The sequence below is a fragment of the Streptomyces sp. NPDC046925 genome, assembly GCF_040644915.1.
In the GTDB taxonomy this organism is placed as follows: domain Bacteria; phylum Actinomycetota; class Actinomycetes; order Streptomycetales; family Streptomycetaceae; genus Streptomyces.
In genome coordinates this window covers 68977-93477 of the sequence record NZ_JBEYWZ010000004.1, presented here as the reverse complement: position 1 = coordinate 93477, position 24501 = coordinate 68977, and the positions used below count along the sequence as shown (strand labels likewise).

Here is a 24501-nt window from a genome sequence, read left to right as displayed (position 1 = left end):
TTCCCGATCCTTGCGTCGAGGGGACATCGACCTGGACATCGACCTTCCGGCATACTTCTTGTATACAGGTCGTATGCGCAACCCCCGCGCCGGAAGTTAACCGTGTCGAGATCCGCCTTTTCTTGGAGTGCCCCATGGCCGTGCTGACCTTCGAACTCCCCGACGGCTCCACCCGCGACGTCGATGTCGTGCAGCTGCTCAACGCCGGATACGCCGGGCGGGAGCAGGCCGACGTCGCCGCGCACGTCGCCGAGCTCGCCCTGCTCGGGGTGCCCGCACCGTCGGTGACCCCGGCGCTCTACCCCGTCTCCCCCTACCTGGCCCAGCAGACCGACACGGTCGCCGCGCCGCACGCGCACACATCAGGGGAGGCGGAGTGGGCTTTGGTCGTCGCGGACGGCGGCGAACTGCTCCTGACGGCCGCCTGCGACCACACCGACCGCGACCTCGAGGTCCACGGCGTGGCCTGGAGCAAGAACGCGGCACCCGATGTCCTGGCCCGCCAGGCCTGGCTCCTGGCCGACGTCGAGGACCGTATCGACGAGCTGACCCTGCGCGCCTGGGTCACCTACGACGACGGCAGGGAGAACGAGATCCAGCACGGCACGCTCGCCGAACTCCTCACGCCCGGCTACTGGACGGACGTACTGCGCGAACGCGGCGGCCTGACCCCCGGCACCGTCCTGATCTCCGGCACCATCCCCATGGCCCACGGCGTGGACCAGTTCGCCGACGGCTGGCGCGTGGAACTGGGCGACCCCACCACCGGCAACACGATCCGCCTCGCCTACCGGGTGGTGCCCCTGCCGCAGCCCATCGGCTGACCATACGCTCGCCCGGCGCGGCATGCCGCCCGAAGCGCTAGGCCCGGCGCGCTAGGCCCGGCGTTGGGCGCCGTCGCGGCGCGTGCCGGGCAGGCGGTGGTCCATGAAGGGAGTGCTGGTGATGAACTCCCGGAATTTCAGGGCGGCTTCCGACAGATAGCCCTCGCGGTTCCATACGAGGGTCAGCAGGCGCTCGCAGTCGGGCGCGTCCACATGGACCCAGGCGACCGGGACGGTGGATTCCGTGCCCGCCCTGCGGGAGATCGCCGGGATCAGACCGATGCCGAGGCCCGCGCTGATCATGTCCTGGCTCGCGCCCGGCTCGTCGCCCTCGCAGGACAGCAGCGGCGTGAGCCCTTCGGCCGCGAACAGCCGGTCCAGGAGGGCGCGCTGCCAGTGGCCCGGGCGCGTGGACACGAAGGGCTCGTCGGCGATTTCGGGGATCGTCACGCTCTCCCGCCCGTCGAGCCAGTGCCCGGGCGGCACCGCCAGCAGCACCTCTTCGCGCGCGAGCTCCACCGACTCCAGGTTCGTGCCGGTCAACGGCTGCGAGGCCACGCAGAAATCGACCTCCCTGGTGCGCAGCCGGCGGTCCATCTCCTGCGCCGTCGACTGGAAAAGCCGTACATCGGCACGGGGATGATCGGCCCGGAAACTGCCGAGCAGGTGAGTGATCGTCAGAAGGGTTTCTGAGGCGACACTCACGCGCCCGAGCCCCGTGTCACGGGCCTCGCGCACGGCCCTGCGACCGTCGTCGAGCTCGCTCAGGGCCCGCTCCACGTGCCGCAGGAACATCGCGCCGTACGGGTTGAGCCGGATGCGGCGGCCCTGCCGGTCGAAGAGCGGGGAGCCGAGCTCGGACTCCAGGCGCGCGATGGTGCGGCTGAGCGAGGGCTGGGCGACACGCAGCTCCTGTGCGGCGCGGCTGATGTGCTCGTAACGGGCGACGGCCTGGAAGTAGCGCAACTGCAGAAGATCCATGATCCACCTTCACTTATGCCTTCCCGGTCATCTTCACATGGCAAAACCGGTCTTGGAATGCATAAGCGGATCTCCCTACGGTCTTCATCGAGGCACCACGCCTCCGCCGGCCCTCCGACCGGCCCCCTTGCTCCAGGAAGGCTCCGCCATGAGCGCTGCGGATCTGGCCCGACTCCAGTTCGCGGCCACGACCGGCATCCACTGGCTGTTCGTGATCCTCACCATGGGGCTCGTCCCCCTCGTGGCGATCATGCATACCCGGGCCGCGTTCACCCGTGATCCCGCCAAGAAGGCCGTCCGGGAGCGCATGACCCGCTTCTGGGGCCAGCTCTACGTCATCAACTACGCGGTCGGCATCGTCACCGGCCTGGTCATGGAGTTCCAGTTCGGGCTCAGCTGGAGCGGTCTGAGCAAGTTCGCGGGCAACGTCTTCGGCGCCCCGCTGGCACTGGAAACCCTCATTGCCTTCTTCGCCGAGTCCACCTTCCTCGGCATGTGGATCTTCGGCTGGGGCCGGATGCGCCGGGGCGTACACGTCACGCTCATCTGGCTGGTGGCCCTGACCGCGTACGCCTCCGGGTACTGGATCATGGTCGCCAACGGCTTCATGCAGCATCCCGTCGGCTACGAAGTACGGGACGGTGCGGCCTACTTGACCGACTTCGGGGCGCTGCTCACCAACTCCAGCGCACTCATCGCGCTCTTCCACATCGCCCTGGCCGCGCTGACGACGGGCGGCGTGTTCGTCGCGGGGGTCAGCGCCTATCACTTCCTCCGGCGCACGAAGGAGACCGAACTGTTCGGCGGCTCCCTGCGCCTGGGGCTGTGGGTGGCGACGGTCACCTCCTTCTTCGTCGTCATCGTCGGCGAGATGCAGCGGCCGGTGATCGAACGCACCCAGCCCATGAAGGACGCGGTCCTGGAGAACAGCGGCGTCGCCGAGGTGCAGGCGCAGCTCGTCAGGGAGCACGGGCCCGGCGACTACGTGCCCTGGCAGGACACCATGCGGATCTCCATGGACGTGATGACGATCATCGGCAACACCGTCTCCAGCATCACGTTCATCGCCGTCATCCTGCTGTGGAAGAACCGCCTCGTGCGCTGGCGCCCCGCCCTGTGGGTGCTGGTGGCCAGCGTCCCGTTCCCCTTCATCGCCTCCGCGGGCGGCTGGGTCGTACGGGAGGTCGGGCGCCAACCATGGCTCGTATACGGCGAGTTGACAGTCGAGGACGCGCTCTCCCACGTCAGCACGGCCGCCCTGGCCGTGTCCTGCACCGTGTTCATCGCCGTCTTCCTCGCCCTCGCGGTGACGAACTGGACCCTGATCACGCGCTTCGCCCTCCGGGGCCCGGACGCCACCCAACTCGGCACCACCGAACCGCTCCCCGAGGATCTGCCCGGGCGGGCGGGGGACGGCTCCGACGAGACACAGTCGGTGCCTGCCTTCTGACCCCGTCTTCTGACCTCGCCTGCTGACCCCGCCTGCCGACCGGCACTACTCCCCTGCCATCACGGAAAGTTGAGCGAAATGACTCTGGAGACCGCCTGGCTGGCCCTCCTCGGCCTGCTGCTCGCCGGGTACTTCGTGCTCGGCGGCTACGACTACGGCGTACAGATGCTGCATCCCTTCCTCGGCGGGCGAGACGGGGAGAGCGATCGCGACGGCGACGGCGACGGCGACGGCGACGGCACAAATCGTAATGCCGCTCTGGATGCCATCGCCCCGTTCTTCCTGGGCAACGAGGTCTGGCTTGTCGCCTTCGCCGGTGTCCTGTTCGGCGCCTTCCCGCACCTGGAAGGCACCCTCCTGTCGGGCCTGTACCCGCTGATCGTGGCGATCCTCGTCGGCCTGGTCCTCGGCAATGCCGCGATCCAACTGCGGCGCCGCGCTAGCACCGCACGCGGGCGGCGCCGGTGGGACGTACTGATCGTGTGCGGCGGGGCCCTGCCCGCCGTGTGCTGGGGGCTCGTCGTGGGCCTGCTGCTGCACGGCGTGCCCCGCCGCGCGGGCGGGAGCTTCCACATCGGGCCCGGCGATGTGTTTTCGCCGTTCACCCTGGCCTGCGGCGTCACCACCGCGCTGCTCTTCGCGGCGCACGGAACGGCGTTCGTGGCATTGCGCTCGGGACCTGAACTCGCCTCCCGATCGCGGCACTTGGGGGCCCTTCTGCTGCGCGGGGCTGCCGCAGTGGGTGCCCTCGCGCTGCTCCTCACGCTCTTCGGAGCGGGCGCCTCGATGACGAACCGCGCGACCTCGGCGGTCATCGCCGCCCTGTTCGCGGCGGCGCTCGCCGGCGCCTGGTGGTTCATGACCCACGGGCACTCCGTCCCGGCGTTCGCGGCCACCTGCTGCGCCACGGCACTGCCCGTACTGCTCGTGGGGGCCGGGCACTATCCGTACCTCCTGATCAGCTCGGCGGGGACAGGACTGACCGTCGACCACGCCGTCACGGACGGCGCAACGTTGCAGATCCTGAGCGCGTTCGGGGTCCTGGTGGTCCCGGTGGTCCTCGCCTACCAGTCGTGGAGTTGGTGGGCCTTCCGCGGCCGGACGGGCCAACGTCACCCCAGCTACTTCTGAGAGGGATGCAGTCATGAAGCCCGTCGAGCGACGCCTGATGCGCGAACTCCCGGCGCTGCGGCGCCACATGACGTACTCCTCGGCGCTTGCGCTCCTCTCCGCCGGGCTCATCGTCGCCCAGGCGACCCTGCTGGCGGCGGTCCTGGCGGACGGCTTCGCCGGACACCCCTTCCCCTTCACCTTCCCCTTCTTCCCCGGCGCACCGCTTGCCGCCCTGACCGCCCTGGCCGCCGTCATGATGCTGCGGGCGCTGCTGACCTGGGTCCGCGGGGTGCTCGCGCAGCGCGCTGCGGCCGACGCCAAGCGCGTGCTGCGCGAGAGGATCACCGGCAGGCTGCGGCACACCAACCCCTTGCGGCTCGCGTCCCGGCGCCACGGCGAGACGGTCACCCTGCTCACCCGGGGCCTCGACGCCCTGGATGCGTACGTCGTCGGCTATCTGCCCACCATGACGGCCACCGCGGTGGTGCCCCTGACGGTGATCGCCTGGCTGGCGTGGACCGACTGGACCTCGGCGCTGATCATCGTCGTGACGCTGCCGCTCATCCCGGTGTTCGGTGCGCTGGTGGGCGCCCATACCGCCCGGCGCACCGCGCGGCAGTGGCAGTTGCTGTCCCGCCTGGGCGGGCACTTCCTGGACGTGGTGGCGGGACTGCCGACCCTGCGCGCGTTCGGCCGCGAGCGGCGTCAGGCCGAGGTGCTTGGCGAGATGGCCGACGCTCATCGGCGGGCCACGATGCGTACGCTGCGCGTGGCGTTCCTCTCCTCCTTCGTCCTGGAAACCGTCGCCACGCTCTCCGTCGCGCTGGTGGCAGTGCCGGTCGGGTTGCGGCTGCTGGGCGGCGAGTTGGACCTGCGGACGGCGCTGGTCGTCCTGTTCCTGGCCCCCGAGGCCTATCTCCCGTTGCGCGCGGCGGGTGCGGCCTTCCACGACAGCGCCGAGGGGATCGCCGTGGCCGAGCGGGTGTTCGCCGTCCTCGACGAAGCCGCCGGGGGTGACCGCTCGGTCCTGCCTGCGGCGCGCCCCGCTTGCCGGGCCCCGATGCCCGAGGCCCGTGCCCCGATGCCCGACGCCCGCGCCGCGATGCCCGACACCCACACCCCGATGCCCGACGTCCACGCCGCGCACCTGCGTCTGGACGGGGTCACGGTCCACTACCCGAACCACGCCACGCCCGCCCTGCGAGGCGTCTCCCTCACCCTGCGCCCCGGCGAACACATCGCTCTGGTCGGGCCGAGCGGCGCGGGCAAGTCCACGCTCCTTGCGCTGCTCCTCGGCTTCACGGCTCCCGCGTCGGGACGGGTCACGGTCGACGGCACCGATCTCGCCGACCTCGACCCCGACACATGGCGCGCTCAGGTGGCGTGGGTGCCCCAGCGCCCACACCTGTTCGCCGCCACCGTCGCGGACAACATCCGCCTCGCCCGCTCCGATGCGAGCGACGCCGAGGTCCGCCGGGCGGCACGCGCCGCCTTCGCCGACCTCTTCATCGAGGAACTCCCCCGGGCGTACGAGACGCAGCTCGGCGAGCACGGCGCCGGGCTCTCGGCGGGCCAGCGCCAGCGGATCGCCCTGGCCCGCGCCTTCCTCAAGGACGCGCCCGTACTGCTCCTGGACGAGCCGACCGCCCACCTCGATCCCCGGAGCGAGGCCGCGGTCACCCGCGCCACGGTCCGCCTCATGCGCGGCAAGACCTCGATCGTGGTCGCCCACCGCACCGGGCTGCTGCCGCACGCCGACCGGATCGTCACCGTCGACGCGGGCCGCATCACCACGGCTTGTTCTTCGGCGCCGACGATGCCGCCCGCTCTTGCTGCTGAGGGACTGATGGCCCCGTGACCGCGCGGATGGCCTCCGCTCAGGACGTGCCGGGGGCGCGGCGTCACGGCGGGACGGGAACGGGAACGCAGTGCTTGGATCTGCGGCTGGGCCCGCCTCTGCGACTGCGGCTGCGCGGGGGCCTGCCTCTGCGGCTACAGCTGCGGCTGCGCGGGGGCCCACACCTGCGGCTGCGACTGCACCGGGCCCCACGTCTGCGGCTGGCCGGACACAGGGCGCCTGGATGCGAAGGGGCCGGCACCGGCTCCCGCGAGCCGCTCTTCTCGTCCGCACCCGATCCGCTGCCGCACGCCGCCACCCCGGCCCCACTCACCCGAGCACACCACCACCCCCTCTCCCAACCTTCCCCCGCAGAAAGCCCGGTGGCCAAATGACCCTCCCCGCCGAAGCCACCGCAACCGCGACCGCAACCGGAACCGCAACCGCAGCCGCCTCACCCCCACCCACACCCCGCGCCACCCTCCGCCTCCTGCGCAGCCTCCTGCCGTACTGGCGCCGCCTGCTGCCCGCCGTGCTCGCATCGGCCGGCAGCGAACTCGCCGCCGCCGCGCTGATGGCCACCGCCGCCTGGCTGATCACCCGCGCCGCCGAGCAGCCCCCGCTCGCCTCGGTGAGCCTGGCCATCGTCGCGGTCCGCGCTCTGGCCCTGGGGCGCGGAGCACTGCGCTACACCGACCGGCTGCTCGGCCATGACGGCGTGCTGCGGGCCGTCGCGGGCTTCCGCAGGCGGGTGTACGAGGCGCTTGTGCCGCTCGCTCCCGCGGGCACGCCCGCCTTCCGCAGCGCTGACCTGCTCGCCCGACTTGTCGACGACGTCGACGCCGCGCAGAACCTGCTGCTGCGGGTGCTGATCCCGGCCGCGTCGGCCTGCACGGTCGCCGCCGGAGCCACCGTCCTGGCCGCGGCGCTGTTGCCGCAGGCAGGTGTGCTGCTCGGACTGGTCCTGGCGACGGCGGGCCTCCTCGTACCGGCCCTGGTGCTCACGCTCTCCCGCCGTACGAGCCACGCAGAGAAGGCCGCGCGCACCGAACTATCCGCCCTCACACTGGACTTGATCCAGGGCGCGGCAGATCTCGCCGCATGCGGAGCACGGGGACGCGCCCTCTACCAGACACGCCAGGCCTCGGCCCGGATCGCGGCCGTGGAGCGCAGGGCGGCCTGGACCACCTCGCTCGCCTCCGCCACGATCCTGCTCCTCCAGGCCGCGGCGACGGTCGGCGTGACCTGGCTCGGGCTCAGCGCCCACGCGGCGGGACGGCTGCCCGCCGTGCACCTCACCGTCCTCACGGTCCTCGCCCTGGTCTCCTTCGAGGCACTGACTCCCCTGCCTGCCGCGGCCCGCCATCTCGCCGACGTACGCGTCAGCGCGGGCCGTCTCGCCGACCTCCTCGACACACCGGCGCCCGTCACCGAACCGCCTTCACCGGCCACGCTCGCCATGCACGAACCCCTCGGTGTGGACATCACCGACCTACGCGTACGCCACCGCCCCGACGGTCTCCCGGCTCTGGACGGAGTGAGCCTGCGCCTGCCGCCCGGCCGCCGCACGGTGCTCCTGGGCGCCAGCGGCTCCGGCAAGTCGACACTCATAGCCGCGCTCATGCGGTTCATCCCGTACGAGGCCGGAAGCATCCGTCTGGGCGGACGCGAACTGCGCGACTACGCGGGTGCCGACGCCCGCCGCGCGATCACCGGCATGACGCAGGACGCCCACGTCTTCCACACCACCATCCGCGCCAACCTCCTGCTGGCCCGCCCCGACGCCACCGACGCCGACCTGCGCGAAGCCGCCCGCCAGGCACAACTCCTCGACTGGATCGAGTCCCTGCCCGATCGCTGGCACACCCTCCTCGGCGAGAACGGCTCCGCCATGTCCGGCGGCCAGCGCCAACGCCTGCTCCTGGCCCGCGCCCTGCTCGCCGATCCGCCCGTACTCGTCCTGGACGAACCCACCGAAGGGCTCGACCCCGACACCGCCGCGGCCGTCCTCACGGACATCCTGCGCGCCACCCACGGCCGCACGACCCTCCTGATCACCCACGACCCCACGGGCCTCACCGCAGCCGACCAGATCCTCACCCTGGACGACGGCCGCATCATGACCGCCCCCCGACCCCCTCTCCCTGATTGGATCTCCGCATGACGAACTGGCCGCAGCTCAGCCACGCCTACGGCCCCGCGGCGGACTTGCCCGCCCAGCTGGAGCGCCTGGCATCGGCTCCCACCCCCGAGAGCTGGAACGCCTTGTGGTCGGCGCTGTGCCACCAAGGCAGTGTCTACCCGGCCAGCTTCGCCGCACTTCCGTGGCTGGCCGGAGTGGCCGGCGGGCAGGACCGCGAACAGGCCGGCAACGCGTTGGCCCTGGCGGGCGCGATCACGGCAGGAGTCGACCAGCCGCACGGGGCCGGTGATGTCCGCGCGGAACACGCAGCCGACATCGCGGCTCTCGCCTCACTGGCCGACGCGCGACTCCGGACGGCGGAGGACCCCGCCGAATACGCCTACCTCCTGGAAGCCGTGCTGAGTTTCGAGGGCGTGGCGGGCTGGCGGGAAACCCTCGCCCAGGTGCTCATGAACGAGGAGTACGAGGTCACCTGCCCGCAGTGCGCAGCTGAGCTGTTCCTCGTCCTGGGAGAGCCCGGCTTCTTCTCCTGCACCGGGGACTACGCGCTGTCGGACGACACCACCGCCGTCGAGACCAGGCCCTTGCGCCCCGCGAACCCGGCCGACCTGACGGGCATCGGCCGACGCCTCCACGACCTCGCCCGCACCGACGAACAACAGACGGTAGCCCGAGCATTGACCCACCTCTTCGGCCAGGCCACCTGCCCCGCCTGCCAGACCTCCTTCTCGGTAGAGGCCCGCGTCAACGCAGGCACCACCGGATTCGCCTCCGGGCGCGGGTCAGCAGCGGAGCCCGATCACGCCCCAGCCGCGGCGGTCGGCTTCCGTGACCACCTCGGCCCAGCCCCTGAGGAACTCGGCAAATGACTCGAAGTCGCCGATCCAGCCGCCCGGTTCGGCGGCGTGCTGTGCGAACGGCTCGCGCAGTGTGTCCAGGTCAGGGGCCGCGCGGGTCCAGAAGGCCTTGATTGCCGCGATGTCGCGCGGCGGCTGCCACATCAGCAGATCGGCGTCCCAGGGGGCCTCCCGCTCGGGAAGGGGTGTGGCGGTGCCGTCAGTCATGTAATCCAGCCCCTCCCAGAACAGTGCAGCCGTGAAGTGATCCAGGGCCGTGCGCAGGCCGGGGGCGGCGAAGTCCCTGACGTGCTCCCACCGCTCGCCCGCCCAGAAGTGCGGCTTGTAGGAGCCCAGGGTGCGGCGGAAGGCGTACCGGCCGTACCAGTCGGCGTCGGCTGCCGGGGGCCAGATCCATCCCTCTTCGTCGAGGTCGCCCTCGTCGCCGAAGGCGGCTTCCTCCAGCAGCACGCGTCGCTCACCCGCCGGTTCCGCCTCGACCCGGCGCCAGTCGACGATCAGAACTTCGATGCCCACTCCCATGCCGTAAGGCTAGGGTTCATGGCCGGTCACTGGATCAAGCACTGGACAGCGCGGCAAAGCGGGCGGCGCCGCTCGGCCGCATCTGCGCACGTCGTATGCTGCCGAACACCGGAGCGACAGCCACTTGACCAGGGGTGGTGCCCCCGAAGGCAGAGTGAGGAACCATGCCGCAGCGCGCCGCCGCCATCGTCGGCGGTGGGATCGGCGGTCTCGCGGCGGCCATCGCCCTGCACCGCCGGGGATGGCACGTCGAAGTGCTCGAACGCGCCCCGGAGTTCACCGAGATCGGCGCCGGCATCTCCCTGTGGCCGAACGCGCTGCGGGCACTTGAGGCGCTCGGCCTTGCCGACGCGGTCCTTGAGCTCGGCGCCGTCGAGGCCACCGGCGGCGTACGTAACCGCCGGGGCCGCTGGATGTCTCGTACGGACAATGCGGAACTCACCCGTCGCTTCGGCCACCCCCTCGTGGTCCTGCACCGCGCGGACCTGCTGCGGGTGCTCGCCGATGCGCTGCCCGCCGACAGTCTGCGCCCGGGCAGTGAGGTGTCCGCCGTCCGCGACGACTGCGAGGGCGAGGGTGAGGGCGGCGAAGAGCGTCCGGTCGTCGTGCATGCCGGTGGCGAGTCACGGCCCGACCTGGTGGTCGGCGCCGACGGGCTGCGCAGTGCGGTCCGCGGTGCGCTGTGGCCCGACGCGGCAGGGCCTCGGTACGCCGGGTACACCGGCTGGCGCATGATCACCGAGCCGCTCGCCGAACCGCCCTCGCAGGGCGCGGTGACCTGGGGGCGCGGGGAGAGGTTCGGCTACACGGTGCTGTCGGGCGGGCGGATGTACTGCTTCGCGACGGCCTCGCTACCGGCGGGGGCTTCGGCACATTCGGCGGGGACCGCGGCACTTCCGGCAGGGACTCCGCCACTTCCGGCAGGGACTTCGACCGACGGCTCCGCCGAGTACGCCGAACTCCTGCGCCGCTTCGGCGCCTGGCCGGACCCCATCCCCGCCCTGCTGGCCGCCGTGCCCGAGCACGCGGTACTCCGGCACGACCTGTACGACCTGCCGCCGCTGCCCTCCTTCGTCCACGGCCGGGTCGCGCTGCTCGGCGACGCGGCCCATGCCATGACCCCGAACCTGGGCCAGGGCGCGTGCCAGGCGCTGGAGGACGCGGTCACTCTCGCCCACTGCCTGGACGACACCACGGACATGACCGCCGCGCTGCGCTCGTACGACCTGCTGCGCCGCCCGCGGACCCGGGCCATCACGCGCCGCTCCGCCCGGCTCGGCGCGATCGGCCAGCTGTCGTGGCCGCCCGCCGTTCTGCTGCGTGACACCGCCGCCCGGCTGATGCCGGCCCGCGCCACGCTGCGTTCGATGACTCCGGTGCTCGGCTGGACCGTGCCGGGCAGCCGGGTGACCGCGACGGGGAACGAGAGACGCTGATGCCGGACTGGACGTACCACCCGCTGCGCGGCGCCGCCGCTGCCGTACTCGGCCTGCGCCGTTCGCAGCGCACTGCCCTGCGGCTGCTGGCCTCGGTGGGTGCCCGCCCCGCCGGGGCGCGACTGATCGCCCGCGGGTTCGGGCACCGGCATCCGCCGGAGGTACTCGCCGGTGAGATAGCCGGGACGCCCGTGACCGTCCGCCTCGGCATATCCGTCCCGCCGTCGCTCGCCCGCGACACGATCCGCGCCCTGGCCCCGCTGGGCGCCGGGGTCGTCGAGGTGGCTCCCGTTACGGCCGAAGACGCCCGGACCGTACGCGAGGCCGCCGCCGGGCGCTCGATCCCGGTGGTCGTCCGCACCTGCGACCCGGAGACCGAGGCCGCGCTCAAGCCCCATGTCGACGGGTTCACGACGAGCGACGATCCCCACGTCATGCATGTGTCCGACCCATCGGTCACCGCCGCGGCAACCGTGCTCGAAGCGGGAGCAGGCACCGTCGTACTCGCCCGGCCTGAAGTCCTGGTGGCCGCCGGACCCGGCTGGTTCGCGCGGGTCACCGAGGCCGCCACACCCACGGAGCCCGCCCCGGCACTGCGGGACGTCGGCCGTTCACCCCTCCGCTGGCCCGCCTGGTGGTGGGCCCTGCTGGTCGGGCTCGGCATGACGGTCGCGGGACTGGGCGCCGCGGCGATCACGCTGGGTCCGGTGCTGCTCTGGTACGACCACGACTACCTCGGCATGACGCTGCACGAACTGCACGCGGCCAACCACCACTTGGTGCACTTCCTCCAGCACGACCGGATCACCATGGCCGGCACGATGGTGTCGATCGGCGCGCTCTACACCGGCCTCGCCGCGGGCGGGATCAGACGCGGCTGGCCCTGGGCCCGCCAGGCCTTCCTGCTCTCGGGGGCGATCGGTTTCCCCACCCTGTTCTACTTCCTGGTCATCGGCTTCGTGGAGCCGCTGCACACGGCGGCAGCCCTCGTGCTGTTCCCGATGTTCGTGCTGGGGGTGCGCCGCGCCCCCGACCGACCCAGGTGGCGCCTGGCACCCGAGGGCCCGGAACGGGAGCGCCGACGGGCACTGGTCGGACAGCTCCTGATGATCCTCACGGGAGCGGGACTGTTCGTCGGCGGCGCGGTGATCTCCGTGACCGGCCTGACCGATGTCTTCGTCCCCAGCGACCTGACCTTCCTGGGCACCGACGCGCACACCCTCGAAGCCGTGAACCCCCGGCTCGTACCGTTCATCGCCCACGACCGCGCGGGCTTCGGCGGCGCCCTGATGTCCGCCGCGGTGGCCATCGTGCTGCTCAGCGCGTGGGGCTGGCGGCGGGGCGAGGCCTGGGTGTTCTGGACCCTGGCCGCCGCGGCGGCGGCCGGCTTCCTGCCGGTTGTCGTGGTGCACGGTTCGATCCACTACACCGACCTGCTCCACCTCGCGCCGGTCTACTTCGGCATCATCCTGACCGCCACGGGCCTGCTCCTGGCCCGCCCGTATCTCTGCGCCAAGGCACCGGCGGGACGTGCGGAGGGCTGAGGTTCCGCCCTGCTCGGCGCTGCTCGGTACTGCCCCGACCGCAGCCTCCCGATCACTCCACCTCAGTCCACCTCACTCCACCTCAGTCCAGCGGTCCCCCGCCGAACCCGATCTCGTTGCCGTCCGGGTCGCGGAAGGTGGCCTTGCGCACGCCGTTGGCGTAGGTCTCGCGGGTCTCCGGTTTCAGGCCCCGCTCGGCGATCTGCTCGAGACGGGAGTCGTAGTCGCTGACGAAGAGGGTGTGGAAGGCGTGTCCGGCGTGATCGGGGCGCACCTCGACGAAGACGTAGCGGTGTTCGTCGACCTCCCACACCGCCTCGGTGTCATTGGGCAGGAAGGACGGCGGCGTGCCGAGGAGTCGCCCGTACCAGGCCACTGCCGTGTTGTAGTCGCGGACGGGAATGCCCGCGAACAGATCTACGGTCATGACGCCCATGCTAAGCACGCCGGTCACCGCGCGGGGCCCCAACGAGCACACGCGGGCGCGCCGGGGGCTGCGGTACACAAGTATCCAATTTGTGCTTGTCCCGAAGATCGTTCCATTGGAGGCTACGGGCATGCCAAATCAGCCGACATTCGTATTTGTTCATGGCGCTTTCGCGAACTCCTTCTCGTTCGCGCCGCTTCAGGCCGAACTCGGCCTGCTCGGGCACCGCTCCGTGGCGGTCGACCTTCCGGGCCACGGTTTCGAGGCGACCTACCCCGCGTCCTACCAGGCTCCTCAGGATCTCGACGCGCTTGCCGGCGAACCGGGCAGCATCAAGGGGGTCACCCTGGCCGACAATGCCGCCCGCGTGATCGACGTCCTGGAGCGGGCGAAGGAGAACGGCCCGACGATCCTCGTCGCCCACAGCAGGGGCGGCGCCACGATCACGGCGGTCGGCAACGCCCGCCCCGACCTGATCGACCGGATCGCTTACGTCTCCGCCTGGTGTCCCGTCGACCTGAATGTGGGCGACTACTACGCGGAGCCGGAGATGGCGAGCGTGGACCCGGGCACCTTCGCCGCGGCGCTCGTCGGCAATCCGGCCGAACTAGGCCTGCTCCGGGTCAACTTCCGCACCGCCGCGCCGGAGCCGCTCGCCGGGATGAAGCAGGCCTTCGCCGCCGACCTCACCGACGACGAGTTCCGGAACTTCCTCAACACCTTCCAGCCCGACGAGAACCTCGACGCCGGCACGTCCGCCGACCGGACCCAGGCCGCGACCTGGGGCCGCATCCCCAAGACCTACGTCCGTCTGACCGACGACACCAGCATCCCCCTCGCCATGCAGGACCGCATGATCCGCGAGGCCAACGCCCTCACCCCCGACAACCCCTTCGACGTAGAAACCCTGCAGGGAAGCCACCTGCACTGGCTGGTCCACCCGAAGCCGGCCGCTCAGGTGCTGGCGGCTCTCGCCGCACGCTAGAGCCCTTTCACTGGCCAACCATCCCGGCCCGGCGGCTGCACTCCGCCGGGCCGCGTCACGCTCCCCTGCGGTGGAGGGGGTCGTGGCGGGTGTACCACTCGGTGCCGAGCATCCGTTCCCGCTCCGCAGCCGGGAGGCCGGCGATCAGACCAGGGGCGGCTCCCCGTTCCACCTCGGTGCGGTGAGCCAGCACCGCGTCGACCTTCCGCTTCAGCCAGGGCCTGACGTCGACGGTCTCGGTGACCCACGCGTCCGGAACACTGTGCATGGCCTTGCCCATAGCGGCCAGATGTCCGCCCCACACCCGCATGGCCGAGTCAGGGTGCGTGGCCAGATACAGGGCGCTCGGCTGCCAGGGCACACCAGCGTCGGGGTAGAGCCGCTCGAGTCCGGCCGCCTGGAACGCAAGCATGGTCACGCGGTGGGTGTGCACATGGTCCGGGTGTCCGGTCAGCCCTCCGTACGCATCATGCGTGATCACGATCTCCGGGCGGAACTCCCTTATGTGCGCGACCAGTTCCCCGACCGTCTCGTCGATCGGCGCATCGCAGAACCGCAGCGCGCCCGGGGCCGACTGCGGTACGCGCGCGTCGGCGTAGCCGAGCATCCGTGGCTGGCCGGCGCCGAGGATCTGAAGCGCCCGGGCGAGTTCTGCGGCACGCGCCGTGCCTGCCGCCCAGGTCGCCGTCACAACTGCGGTGCGGGCACCCTCGGTTGCGTGGCGGGCGAGCAGTCTACCAGCTGACAGTGCTTCGTCGTCCGGATGGGCGAAAACACCGAGCAGGCTCGCCACGGGCGCCACTGCCTTCACGGATGCTGCCCCGGCCCCCGGTCGTTCCCCGCGAGCCTGCTGGGGGAGAGGTCCGTCGGGTCCTCGTCCGCTTCAAGGAGTGTGTCGGCCGGGCCGATGATGAGCGGGTCCGCCTCCCCCACCGCGTCTTTGTCCATCGATTCGTAGTCGACACGCAGCAGCAGGTGCCGCATGGCTTCGAGGCGGCCGCGGCGTTTGTCGTTGAACTTGATCACCGACCACGGGGCGTGGACGGTGTCCGTGGCGCGGAACATCTCCACCTTGGCGTGGGTGTAGGCGTCCCACAGATCCAGCGAGGCCAGGTCCGTGGGCGAGAGCTTCCACTGACGTACGGGATCCACCTGGCGGATCGCGAAGCGCGTGCGCTGCTCCGCGCGGGACACGGAGAACCAGAACTTGACCAGCACGATGCCGTCATCGGTGATCATCTTCTCGAACAGCGGGGCCTGCCGTAGGAATTCCTCGTGCTGTCGTGGAGTGCAGAAGCCCATGACGGGCTCGACGCCGGCACGGTTGTACCAGGAGCGGTCGAAGAAGACGATCTCCCCGGCGGCGGGGAGCTGTGCGACGTACCGCTGGAAGTACCACTCGCCCGCTTCCCGCTCGGTGGGCTTGTCCAGCGCCACGATGCGGGCGCCTCGGGGGTTGAGGCGCTCGGTGAAGCGTTTGATCGTGCCGCCCTTGCCCGCCGCGTCCCGCCCCTCGCACACGACCACGACACGCTGCCCCTGATCGCGCACCGACTTCTGCAGCTTCAGCAGCTCGATCTGCAGGATCCGCTTCCGGCGCTCATAAGCCTTGCGCCTCAGCTTCTCGCTATAGGGATAGTTCTCCCGCCAGGTCCGCAGCGGTTCTCCCTGCCCGTCGAGCAGCACCGGACGCTCCGGCCGGGCCTCATCCACCGACAGCCCGTCAAGCAAACCCTCCACGTCCCTGTCGTCCGACGCCACACCGTCTCCTCTCATCGACACACATCATTCTTCTCCTACCCGCGTCGAGCGCTACTCCGCAATATCCACCGCCGTACGCGCCGGGAGCTGCGACTTCTGGGAGCTGTGATTCTTGGACGCCCTGCCATGAAGCTCACCCAGAGGACCGTGGACGATCTGCTGGCCCGGCTCGGTCCGGCGGACGGCTACAGGCACGGCACGGGACGGGACGGAGAGGGCGCCGAGCGTCCGGTGCTGGCCATCGCTCACCGGCAGCTGCCGACGCCCTTGGTGATCGCTCCGGGCGAGGACGTCGACTGGGTGGAGCGGCTCAGGCGGATCACCTGCTGGGCACAGCCCGCCCAGCGGCCGGACACGGACTGGGCGGAGGTGGAGTCGCGTCTGGGCATCGCGCTGCCCGGTGACTACAAGCGCATGGTCGAGACGTTAGGCGAGGGCGCCCTCGACGGCGAAGACGCCGCTTTCGACAGCCGGACCGCGGAGTTCGTCTGCCGCATCCTCGTGGACCGGTATCACCCGTACTCCATGGCCCGTCGCGTCGACACGCACCGGTTCATGAACCACGGGGAAGGCGGCTGAACCGGGTCGCGAGGCGCGCTGCGCCCTGCTTCCTCAGCCCGCGTGCCGTACGTGCAGGTGGCCGTCGCGGGGGAAAGCCGGCGGTGACGCGGGCAGGATTCCGGCGAACTCGTATCGCGTCTTCTGCGCCACCCGGCACGAGGCCAGGTTGTCCTCCTGGTGGAGGAGCTCCAAGCGCCCCAGCCCGGTGGCCGCGAAGGTGTCGAAGGCCCAGCCGGTCAGTGCCTCCAGTGCCCGGACGGCGACGCCCCGCCCGCGTGCGTGCGCGGCGGTCCAATAGCCCACCTCGGCGGTCGACTTACCGGGCGTGGCTTCCTTGAGGACCACACTCCCGGCCAACTGTCCCTCGGGCGCGTCCGGTTGTTCCTCGAGGACGGCGAAGTCGAGCCGTATCCCCGTGGCCCACCCCGCTTGTTGGGAATGCACCCACCGCGCGGCATCGGCGACGTTGTCGACGGGAGAGCTCGTCCACTGGCGCAAGTACGGGTCCCGATATGCGTTGATCAGCGCGGGAGCGTCCTGGTGAGCCCAGGGGCGAAGCACGAGGGCGGGAGCGGACGGGGTCGCGTTGACCCGCAGTATGACGGCGTCGTTCACCGGCCCAGCATAGGCAGATCGTCGTCACCGATCACAGGAACGGATCAAGGACCCCAGGGGCGCCCGAGCCGTCCCGGTCTTCGAGTTATCTTGCTCGGGCGAAGGCTGTTCCAGGGAGCTGAAGATGACGACGGGCGCACAGGACACACAGAGCACACAGAGCACACAGAGCACAGAGAATCCGGGGGACCCGCAGGACCCGCAAGACAGACAAGAGCCGCAGGAGACATCGGACGCGCACGACACCGCCCGGCGACTACGGGCGATCAGCGGCGAGTTGGCGGACCGTTTCTACGAGCGGGCCGACGTGGTGCGCACGCTGGTGGTCACGCTGCTGGCCGGACAGCACTCGCTGGTGCTCGGCCCGCCCGGCACCGCGAAGTCCGAGATGGCCCGTGAGCTCACGGGCAGGGTCGAGGGGGCTTCGTACTGGGAGATCCTCCTGTCGAAGTTCACCGCGCCAACGAAGATGTTCGGCCCCATCGACGTCGCCGCGCTGGCCCGCGGCGAGTACCGCCAGGTCTACGACGGCCGCGCCACCACCGCGCATGTCGCGTTCATCGACGAGATATTCAAGTGCTCCACGGCCGCCCTGAACGAAACGCTGGGCTACCTCAACGAACGGATCTACCACCCCGAGAGCGGCGGTGAGCCGATCCACTGCCCGCTGATCGGGGCCATCACGGCGAGCAACGAACTGCCCGCCGAGCAGGACGCGGCCGCGATCTACGACCGGCTGCTCGTACGGATCGAGGTCGGCTATCTGGAAGACCCCTCGAACTTCGCCGCGCTGGTCCGCTCCGCCGTCGGACGCCCGGCGGCACAGCACCGGACCACCGTGGAGCTCGCCGCGTTGCAGCAAGCCGTGAGCGACTCCGTCCCCGCCGTCGACGTGCCCGACGTGATCGTGGACGCGGTGTGCACGCTGCGGGCGGCCCTGCGCCGCAAGGAGCTCGTCGCCTCCGACCGCCGCTGGCGGCAGGCGGTGAGGCTGCTCCAGGCGTCCGCCTACCTCGACGGCCGGTCGGCAGTCGCCGAGACCGATCTGTCGGTGCTGACCCATGTGCTGTGGGACTCCCCCGCCGAGCGTCCCGCCGTTGAGCGCGAGGTGTTGCAGCTCGTCAACCCGGACGCCAAGGAAGCGCTCGACCTGGCCGACACCATCGAGGAGCTGGAGGCCCAGCTCGACGCCATGGCGGGGCAGTCCCGCGAAGCGCTGAGCGACTGGGTCATCAAGCAGGCCCACAACAAGCTGGCCATGGCGGGCAAGCGCCTGGAGAAGCTGCGCGAAGAGGCGGCAGGGGCCGGCCGCTCCACCGCCGCCATCGACCGGGTCACCGGGCGCCAGCGCGCCGTCCGCGCCCGCGTGCTCACCGAGGCTCTGGGCCTGGACGCGAGCATGGTGCAGGCCCAACTCTGAGCGCCGAGGAATCGAGACCATGGCCGAGACATCACCGAGCAGGCTCGAGGAGCTGGCGAGCCGGGGCGCGAAGTGGCTCGGCCTGCCCGCTGCCCCTGCCCCTGCCCCTGCCCCTGCCGCTGCCCCTGCCGCTTCCGACCAACACACCGCGGCCGTGGTCGCCGATCGGTTCGAGCAGATCACCTGGCGCGACACCTACGCGCAGTCGGCCGGACTGCGCGAGCTGGCCGAGGAGTTGAGCACGCACCACGCCTGCGCCACCGATCTCCTGACCGACGTGTTCCTGGCCGCCTACAAGGTCAGCCCGCGGCTGCGCGAGCGCGCGGACATGGCCCCTTCCCGGCTGCTCAACCACCGGATAGCCGCCGCGCTCATGGAGTCACCGGACTTCGCCGAGCTGCACCGGGAGACGGTCGGCGACCCCTATGCCGCCGCCATGGCCGTGCTCGCCCAGGCCGCCGCCCTGCGCGGAATGCTGGAGCGTTTGCGTGATGCCGGGGAGCAGGCCGAGCGGGCCGATCAGGCCCAGCGGGGGGCCGAAGGCGCGGCGACCGCCGTGGGCGAGGCACTCCAGCAGGCCGCCGATGCCGCCGGTGAGGACGGCACCGTACCGGCCGCGGCCACGGACGCCGTCCACCGGGCGATCGCTGACGCCGAAGCCGGTGAGGCAGCTGCCCGGCAGGCAGCCCTGGAGGCGGCGCAGGCACTGTCCGCGGCAGCCCCCGCCATCCGTACCGGCGCACGCAAGGCCGCGGCCAAGGCCGCCGCGACCGTACGGGAGGAAGCCGCGCTGATGAAGGCGTGGGGCGTGGGACCCGGCGAGCTGGAACGGATGCCGTTCGACCAGCGCGCCCGCCTCGCCGAGCGGCTGCGCACCGGCCGTCTCGCCCAATGGGCCGAACTGATCGGCCGCTTCCGGCAGATGGCGGCCGGTGAGCGCGCCCGCAAGGTGGAGAACGCCACAGGCGAGCTGGTCGGCGTCACGCTGGGCAACGATCTCTCCCGCGTCATCCCCTCCGAGCTGGCCAACCTCGGGCTGCCCGGGCTGCGTGCGGTGTTCGCCGCGCGTTACGCCGCCGGGGAGCTGATGCTCTACGACGTCCAGGGAGAGCAGAGCACCGGCAAGGGCGCCGTCATCGCGTGCGTGGACACCTCGCACTCCATGTACGTGGCAGGGCCCGGCGGCATCACCCGCGAGGCATGGGCCAAGGCGTGTGCCCTGGCACTGCTCGACCAGGCCCGCCGTGCCAAGCGTGACTTCGTCGGCATCCTGTTCGCGGCCGCCGACAAGCTCCAGGTCTTCCGCTTCCCCGCCGACCGGCCCGCGGGCGTCACGCAGATGCTCGACTTCGCGGAGACCTTCCTCGGCGGCGGCACCAGCTACCAGCGGCCGCTGAGCGCAGCCGCGGAGCTGTTGAAGGAGGAGTTCAACGACACCGCTCGTATGCGCGGTGACATCGTGATGCTCACCGACGACGAATGCGATGTCACCGAGGAATGGACGCGCGGCTGGAACGAGGCCAAGCGGCTGCTGGGCTTCCGGGTCTTCGGCGTGGCCATCGGAGCCCCGGACGCGGCCGGCACCGGCTCGGCCCTGGAGGCCCTGTGCGACAACCTCCGCTCCGTCGAAGACCTCACCGACGTCCACGCCGCCGCCGACCTCTTCCGCGTGATCTGACCACCGCCCCGCTCACCGGCCGCGGCGGCGCCGGGGCATGCGCATGAGCATGAGCATGGGCGGCAGCTTGGTGCAGCACGAACCGGGTGCTGCTCAGACGTCGATCCTGGACCGGTCGAGCGTGGCGGCGGAGCCGGTGATGAATTCCTTGCGGGGAGCCACGTCGTTGCCCATGAGCAGGTTGAAGACGTCTTCCGCCGCCTCCAGGTCGGAGAGGTTGATGCGGCGCAGGGTGCGGTGGCGGGGGTCCATGGTGGTCTCGGCCAACTGGTCGGCGTCCATCTCGCCGAGGCCCTTGTAGCGCTGGATCGAGTCCTTGTAGCGGATGTTCGCGCTCTCGAACTCCAGCAGCTTGTCGCGCAACTCCCGGTCCGAGTACGTGTAGACGTACTTGCCCTGCCCCCTCTTCGGCTGGATCAGCTCGACCCGGTGCAGCGGCGGCACCGCGGCGAATACGCGGCCGGCCTCGACCATCGGCCGCATGTAGCGGTGGAAGAGGGTCAGGAGCAGGGTGCGGATGTGGGAGCCGTCCACATCGGCGTCGGTCATCATGATGATCTTGCCGTAGCGGGCCGCGTCCAGATCGAAGGTACGCCCGGAACCGGCTCCCGCCACCTGGATGATCGCGCCGCACTCGGCGTTCTTCAGCACGTCCGCGACGGACGACTTCTGGACGTTGAGGATCTTTCCGCGGATCGGCAGCAGGGCCTGGAACTCGGAGTTCCGGGCGAGCTTGGCCGTGCCGAGCGCGGAGTCGCCCTCGACGATGAACAGTTCGCTGCGCTCCACGTCGTCACTGCGGCAGTCCGCGAGCTTGGCGGGCAGGGACGAGGACTCCAGGGCCGTCTTGCGGCGCTGCGTGTCCTTGTGCCGGCGGGCCTCGATACGCGTACGGGCGGCGGCGACGGTCTTCTCCAGGACCGCACGCGCCTGCTGGGCCGCGTCACGCTTGGCGGAGGTCAGGAACGCCTTGAGTTCCTTGCTGATCACGGTGTTGACGATGCGGCGGGCCGCCGAGGTACCGAGCACCTCCTTGGTCTGCCCGTCGAACTGCGGCTCGGCCAGGCGGACCGTGACGACCGCGGTGAGGCCTTCCAGGGCGTCGTCCTTGACGATGTCGTCCTCGGCGACGCGCAGGAGCTTCTTGGCCCGCAGAACCTCGTTCACCGTTCTTGCGACGGCCTGCTCGAAACCGGCGACGTGGGTGCCGCCCTTGGGGGTGGCGATGATGTTGACGAAGGACCGCAGCGTGGTGTCGTATCCGGTGCCCCAGCGCAGCGCCACATCCACGCCGAGTTCCCGGGTGACCTCGGTGGGCGTCATCTGGCCGTGCTCGTCCAGGACCGGGACCGTCTCCTTGAAGCTGCCCTGGCCGGTGAAGCGGAGCACGTCGCAGACCGGCTTGTCGTCCGCCAGGTACTCGCAGAACTCGCTGATGCCGCCGTCGTAGCGGAAGGTCTCCTCGCCCTTGGTGCCGCCCTCGCCGAGGCCGTACTCGTCGCGTACGACGATGGTCAGGCCCGGCACCAGGAACGCGGTCTGCCGGGCGCGCTGGTGCAGCGTGTCGAGATTGAGCTTGGCGTCCTTGAGGAAGATCTGGCGATCGGCCCAGTAGCGCACGCGCGTGCCGGTGCGCGTCTTGGGGATCTTCTTGGCCTTGCGCAGGCCCCGGGCCGGAGTGAAGGGGGCATCGGGTCCGGGGCCGGTGAAGGCGCCGGGCGCCCCGCGGCGGAAGCTGACGGCGTGGGTGCGGCCGTGCCGGTCGACCTCGATGTCAAGGCGGGCGGACAGCGCGTTGACCACGGAGGCGCCGACGCCGTGCAGACCGCCGGAGGCCGCGTAGGAGCCGCCGCCGAATTTTCCCCCGGCGTGGAGTTTGGTGTAGGCGATCTCCACTCCGGACAGGCCGGTGCGGGGTTCGGCGTCCACGGGGATACCGCGGCCGTTGTCGGCGACCTCCACGGAACCGTCGCCGTGGAGAACAACCTCGATGCGGTCGCAGGCCCCGGCCAGGGCCTCGTCGACGGAGTTGTCGATGATCTCCCAGAGGCAGTGCATCAGGCCGCGGCTGTCGCTGGATCCGATGTACATGCCGGGGCGTTTGCGTACGGCTTCGAGTCCTTCGAGGACCATCAGGTGGCGTGCGGTGTAGTCGGAGCCGTCCTGCGGGCGGCTGCCGACGGACGGAACGGGGCGGGTGCTCACGCGGTGCTCTCCTGTCCAACAGGGGTACGGGCGGGCCGGGGGTCAGTCAGATGTCGAGGAAGCGGACGTCCTTGGCATTGCGCTGGATGAAGTGGCGGCGGGCTTCGACGTCCTCGCCCATCAGAACGGAGAAGAGGTCGTCGGCGACGGCCGCGTCAGCGAGGGAGACCTGGCCGAGGACCCGGTGGTCGGGGTCCATGGTGGTCACGCGCAGTTCCTCGGCGTTCATCTCTCCCAGTCCCTTGAAGCGCTGGATGGAATCGTCCTTGATACGACGGCCCTCCTGCCGCGCCCGTTCCAGGAGCAGATTTCGTTCGCGGTCGGAGTAGGCGTACTCGACGTGGTCCCGGCTCCACTTGATCTTGTACAGCGGGGGGCGGGAGAGGTAGACGTGGCCTTCCTCGATCAGGGGCCGCATGAAGCGGAACAGGAAGGTCAGCAGCAGGGTGTTGATGTGCTGGCCGTCGACGTCGGCGTCCGCCATCAAGATGATCTTTTGGTAGCGGAGCTTGGCGATGTCGAAGTCCTCGTGCACGCCCGTACCGAACGCGGAGATGATCGCCTGGATCTCCTGGTTGTGCAGGATCCTGTCGATCCTGGCCTTCTCCACGTTGAGGATCTTGCCGCGGATCGGCAGGATCGCCTGATACTGCGGGTTGCGGCCGGACTTGGCCGAACCGCCGGCTGAGTCGCCTTCCACGATGAAGATCTCCGACATCGCCGGATCGTTCGACTGGCAGTCGGAGAGCTTGCCGGGCAGCGCCGCCGTTTCGAGCAGGCCCTTGCGACGGGTCAGGTCGCGCGCCTTGCGGGCCGCGACGCGGGCCGTGGCCGCCTGGATGGTCTTGCGCACGATGTCCGCGACTTCGTTCGGATTGCGGTCGAACCAGTCGGTCAGATGCTCGTGGACGACCTTCTGTACGAAGCTGCGCGCCTCGGTGTTGCCGAGCTTGGTCTTGGTCTGGCCCTCGAACTGCGGCTCGCCGAGCTTGACCGAGATGATCGCGGTCAGGCCCTCGCGGATGTCCTCGCCGGAGAGGTTGGCGTCCTTCTCCCGCAGCAGCTTCTTCTCCCGCGCGTACCGGTTGACCACGGTGGTCAGGGCCGTGCGGAAGCCTTCCTCGTGGGTGCCGCCCTCGTGGGTGTGGATGGCGTTGGCGTACGAGTAGACGCTGTCGGTGTACTGGCCGTTCCACTGCAGCGCGACCTCGGCCGACAGCAGCCGTTCGCCGTCGCGGGCGGCGATGGTGATGACCGAGGGATGGACGGGCTCGCCCTTGCGGGAGTTGAGGTAGGCGACGAAGTCGCTGATGCCGCCGTCGTAGCGGTAGGAGACCGTCTTCGCTGCCGGGTCGGCGCCGGCTTCGTCGGCCGCGGCCGTCGCGCGCGCGAAGGGCCGTTCGTCGGTCAGGGTCAGGGTGAGCCCGCGGTTGAGGAAGGCCATCTCCTGGAAGCGCCTGGACAGCGTCTCGAAGGAGTAGGTGGTCGTTTCGAAGATGTCGCCGTCCGCCCAGAACGTCAGCGAGGTGCCCGTCCGGGTGGTGGCCTCGTGGCGGGCGAGCGGGGCGGCGGGAGCGCCGTTGCTGTAGTCCTGCGTCCAGCGGTGGCCGTCGGTCCAGATCTCCGCCGAAAGGCGGGTCGACAGGGCGTTGACCACCGAAAGGCCCACCCCGTGCAGGCCGCCGGAGACCGCATATCCGCCGCCCCCGAACTTCCCGCCCGCGTGCAGCACGGTCAGCACCACCTCGACGGCGGGCCGCTTCTCCACCGGGTGCAACCCCACCGGGATGCCGCGGCCGTTGTCGACGACGCGTACGCCGCCGTCGGCCAGGATCGTCACGTCGATCCGGTCGGCCACCCCCGCGAGAGCCTCGTCCACGGAGTTGTCCACGAGCTCCTGCACGAGGTGGTGCAGCCCCTGCTCCCCCGTGGACCCGATGTACATCCCCGGCCGCTTGCGCACGGCGTCCAGGCCGTCCAGAACAGCGATCGTGTTGGCGTCGTACGCCACCGCGTCCACCTGCCCGGGCTGCTGGGATCCGGGGAGATCGGCGGCGGTGCGAGTGTCGAAAGTGGTCACAGATGCTCTCTTTCGGGCATGGCGGACCGCGCTCCCGCACCTCGGTGCGGAAGCGGCCGGAC

20 protein-coding genes are annotated in these 24501 nt (G+C 70.7%); 12 read left to right on the top strand and 8 right to left on the bottom strand.

What is annotated here, in order from left to right:
• Nucleotides 1-134 precede the first annotated feature (134 nt).
• The gene (locus tag ABZ906_RS18710) at nucleotides 135-824 is read left to right on the top strand and encodes a DUF2848 domain-containing protein (RefSeq protein ID WP_361383535.1); all 690 of its coding nucleotides are present in this window, start codon (nucleotides 135-137) and stop codon (nucleotides 822-824) included.
• 51 nt (nucleotides 825-875) lie between these two features.
• Here ABZ906_RS18710 and ABZ906_RS18705 read toward each other — a convergent pair whose 3' ends face one another.
• The gene (locus ABZ906_RS18705; RefSeq protein ID WP_361383532.1) at nucleotides 876-1805 is read right to left on the bottom strand and encodes a LysR family transcriptional regulator; all 930 of its coding nucleotides are present in this window, start codon (nucleotides 1803-1805) and stop codon (nucleotides 876-878) included.
• Nucleotides 1806-1953: 148 nt separating this feature from the next.
• Between ABZ906_RS18705 and ABZ906_RS18700 the strand changes: the two genes are divergently transcribed.
• From ABZ906_RS18700 to ABZ906_RS18680, 5 genes are all read left to right on the top strand, one after another.
• The gene (locus ABZ906_RS18700) at nucleotides 1954-3255 is read left to right on the top strand and encodes a cytochrome ubiquinol oxidase subunit I (RefSeq protein ID WP_361383529.1); all 1302 of its coding nucleotides are present in this window, start codon (nucleotides 1954-1956) and stop codon (nucleotides 3253-3255) included.
• Between the two features lie 78 nt (nucleotides 3256-3333).
• Nucleotides 3334-4386, top strand: coding sequence for a cytochrome d ubiquinol oxidase subunit II (locus ABZ906_RS18695; RefSeq protein WP_361383526.1), 1053 nt, complete (start codon nucleotides 3334-3336; stop codon nucleotides 4384-4386).
• A 13-nt stretch (nucleotides 4387-4399) separates the two neighbouring features.
• Nucleotides 4400-6226 (top strand): thiol reductant ABC exporter subunit CydD, encoded by a 1827-nt coding sequence (gene cydD, locus ABZ906_RS18690; RefSeq protein WP_361383523.1) that lies wholly within the window; start codon nucleotides 4400-4402, stop codon nucleotides 6224-6226.
• Between the two features lie 370 nt (nucleotides 6227-6596).
• Nucleotides 6597-8369, top strand: coding sequence for a thiol reductant ABC exporter subunit CydC (cydC, locus tag ABZ906_RS18685; RefSeq protein ID WP_361383520.1), 1773 nt, complete (start codon nucleotides 6597-6599; stop codon nucleotides 8367-8369).
• Nucleotides 8366-9217 (top strand): hypothetical protein, encoded by an 852-nt coding sequence (locus ABZ906_RS18680; protein WP_361383517.1) that lies wholly within the window; start codon nucleotides 8366-8368, stop codon nucleotides 9215-9217. The genes cydC and ABZ906_RS18680 overlap by 4 nt, the downstream gene beginning before the upstream one ends.
• Here the strand turns inward: ABZ906_RS18680 and ABZ906_RS18675 are convergent.
• Nucleotides 9131-9727, bottom strand: a complete 597-nt coding sequence (locus ABZ906_RS18675; protein ID WP_361383514.1) for a hypothetical protein — start codon at nucleotides 9725-9727, stop codon at nucleotides 9131-9133. The genes ABZ906_RS18680 and ABZ906_RS18675 overlap by 87 nt on opposite strands.
• Before the next feature lie 164 nt (nucleotides 9728-9891).
• Between ABZ906_RS18675 and ABZ906_RS18670 the strand changes: the two genes are divergently transcribed.
• Both ABZ906_RS18670 and ABZ906_RS18665 read left to right on the top strand, forming a co-directional pair.
• The gene (locus ABZ906_RS18670; RefSeq protein WP_361383511.1) at nucleotides 9892-11163 is read left to right on the top strand and encodes an FAD-dependent monooxygenase; all 1272 of its coding nucleotides are present in this window, start codon (nucleotides 9892-9894) and stop codon (nucleotides 11161-11163) included.
• Complete coding sequence (locus ABZ906_RS18665; RefSeq protein WP_361383508.1) at nucleotides 11163-12707, top strand: hypothetical protein; 1545 nt, start codon at nucleotides 11163-11165, stop codon at nucleotides 12705-12707. The genes ABZ906_RS18670 and ABZ906_RS18665 overlap by 1 nt, the downstream gene beginning before the upstream one ends.
• A gap of 82 nt (nucleotides 12708-12789) precedes the next feature.
• Here ABZ906_RS18665 and ABZ906_RS18660 read toward each other — a convergent pair whose 3' ends face one another.
• Nucleotides 12790-13134: a VOC family protein gene (locus ABZ906_RS18660; RefSeq protein ID WP_361187806.1), complete on the bottom strand. Its 345-nt coding sequence runs from the start codon at nucleotides 13132-13134 to the stop codon at nucleotides 12790-12792.
• Nucleotides 13135-13264: 130 nt separating this feature from the next.
• On the opposite strand from ABZ906_RS18660, the gene ABZ906_RS18655 reads away from it, so the two are divergent.
• Nucleotides 13265-14119, top strand: a complete 855-nt coding sequence (locus ABZ906_RS18655) for an alpha/beta fold hydrolase (RefSeq protein WP_361383505.1) — start codon at nucleotides 13265-13267, stop codon at nucleotides 14117-14119.
• A 55-nt stretch (nucleotides 14120-14174) separates the two neighbouring features.
• Here ABZ906_RS18655 and ABZ906_RS18650 read toward each other — a convergent pair whose 3' ends face one another.
• Together ABZ906_RS18650 and ppk2 are read right to left on the bottom strand one after the other, a co-directional pair.
• Nucleotides 14175-14930 (bottom strand): PIG-L family deacetylase, encoded by a 756-nt coding sequence (locus ABZ906_RS18650; protein ID WP_361383502.1) that lies wholly within the window; start codon nucleotides 14928-14930, stop codon nucleotides 14175-14177.
• Nucleotides 14927-15895 (bottom strand): polyphosphate kinase 2, encoded by a 969-nt coding sequence (gene ppk2, locus ABZ906_RS18645; RefSeq protein WP_361187809.1) that lies wholly within the window; start codon nucleotides 15893-15895, stop codon nucleotides 14927-14929. Before ppk2 ends, ABZ906_RS18650 begins: the two co-directional genes overlap by 4 nt.
• 111 nt (nucleotides 15896-16006) lie before the next feature.
• Here ppk2 and ABZ906_RS18640 point away from each other — a divergent pair, with 111 nt between their 5' ends.
• Complete coding sequence (locus tag ABZ906_RS18640; RefSeq protein WP_361383499.1) at nucleotides 16007-16459, top strand: hypothetical protein; 453 nt, start codon at nucleotides 16007-16009, stop codon at nucleotides 16457-16459.
• A gap of 33 nt (nucleotides 16460-16492) precedes the next feature.
• Here the strand turns inward: ABZ906_RS18640 and ABZ906_RS18635 are convergent, their stop codons facing one another.
• Nucleotides 16493-17056, bottom strand: coding sequence for a GNAT family N-acetyltransferase (locus ABZ906_RS18635; protein ID WP_361383496.1), 564 nt, complete (start codon nucleotides 17054-17056; stop codon nucleotides 16493-16495).
• Between the two features lie 124 nt (nucleotides 17057-17180).
• Between ABZ906_RS18635 and ABZ906_RS18630 the strand changes: the two genes are divergently transcribed.
• Nucleotides 17181-18476, top strand: coding sequence for an AAA family ATPase (locus tag ABZ906_RS18630; protein WP_361383493.1), 1296 nt, complete (start codon nucleotides 17181-17183; stop codon nucleotides 18474-18476).
• A gap of 19 nt (nucleotides 18477-18495) precedes the next feature.
• Nucleotides 18496-20154, top strand: coding sequence for a VWA domain-containing protein (locus ABZ906_RS18625; RefSeq protein WP_361383490.1), 1659 nt, complete (start codon nucleotides 18496-18498; stop codon nucleotides 20152-20154).
• Nucleotides 20155-20247: 93 nt separating this feature from the next.
• Here ABZ906_RS18625 and ABZ906_RS18620 read toward each other — a convergent pair whose 3' ends face one another.
• Both ABZ906_RS18620 and gyrB read right to left on the bottom strand, forming a co-directional pair.
• Entirely contained in the window at nucleotides 20248-22359 is a 2112-nt protein-coding gene (locus tag ABZ906_RS18620) for a DNA topoisomerase IV subunit B (protein ID WP_361383487.1), read from the bottom strand.
• Between the two features lie 46 nt (nucleotides 22360-22405).
• Nucleotides 22406-24439 carry a DNA topoisomerase (ATP-hydrolyzing) subunit B gene (gyrB, locus tag ABZ906_RS18615; RefSeq protein WP_361383484.1) on the bottom strand — a complete coding sequence of 678 codons (2034 nt, stop codon included), beginning with the start codon at nucleotides 24437-24439 and terminating at the stop codon, nucleotides 22406-22408.
• Nucleotides 24440-24501: the final 62 nt, after the last annotated feature.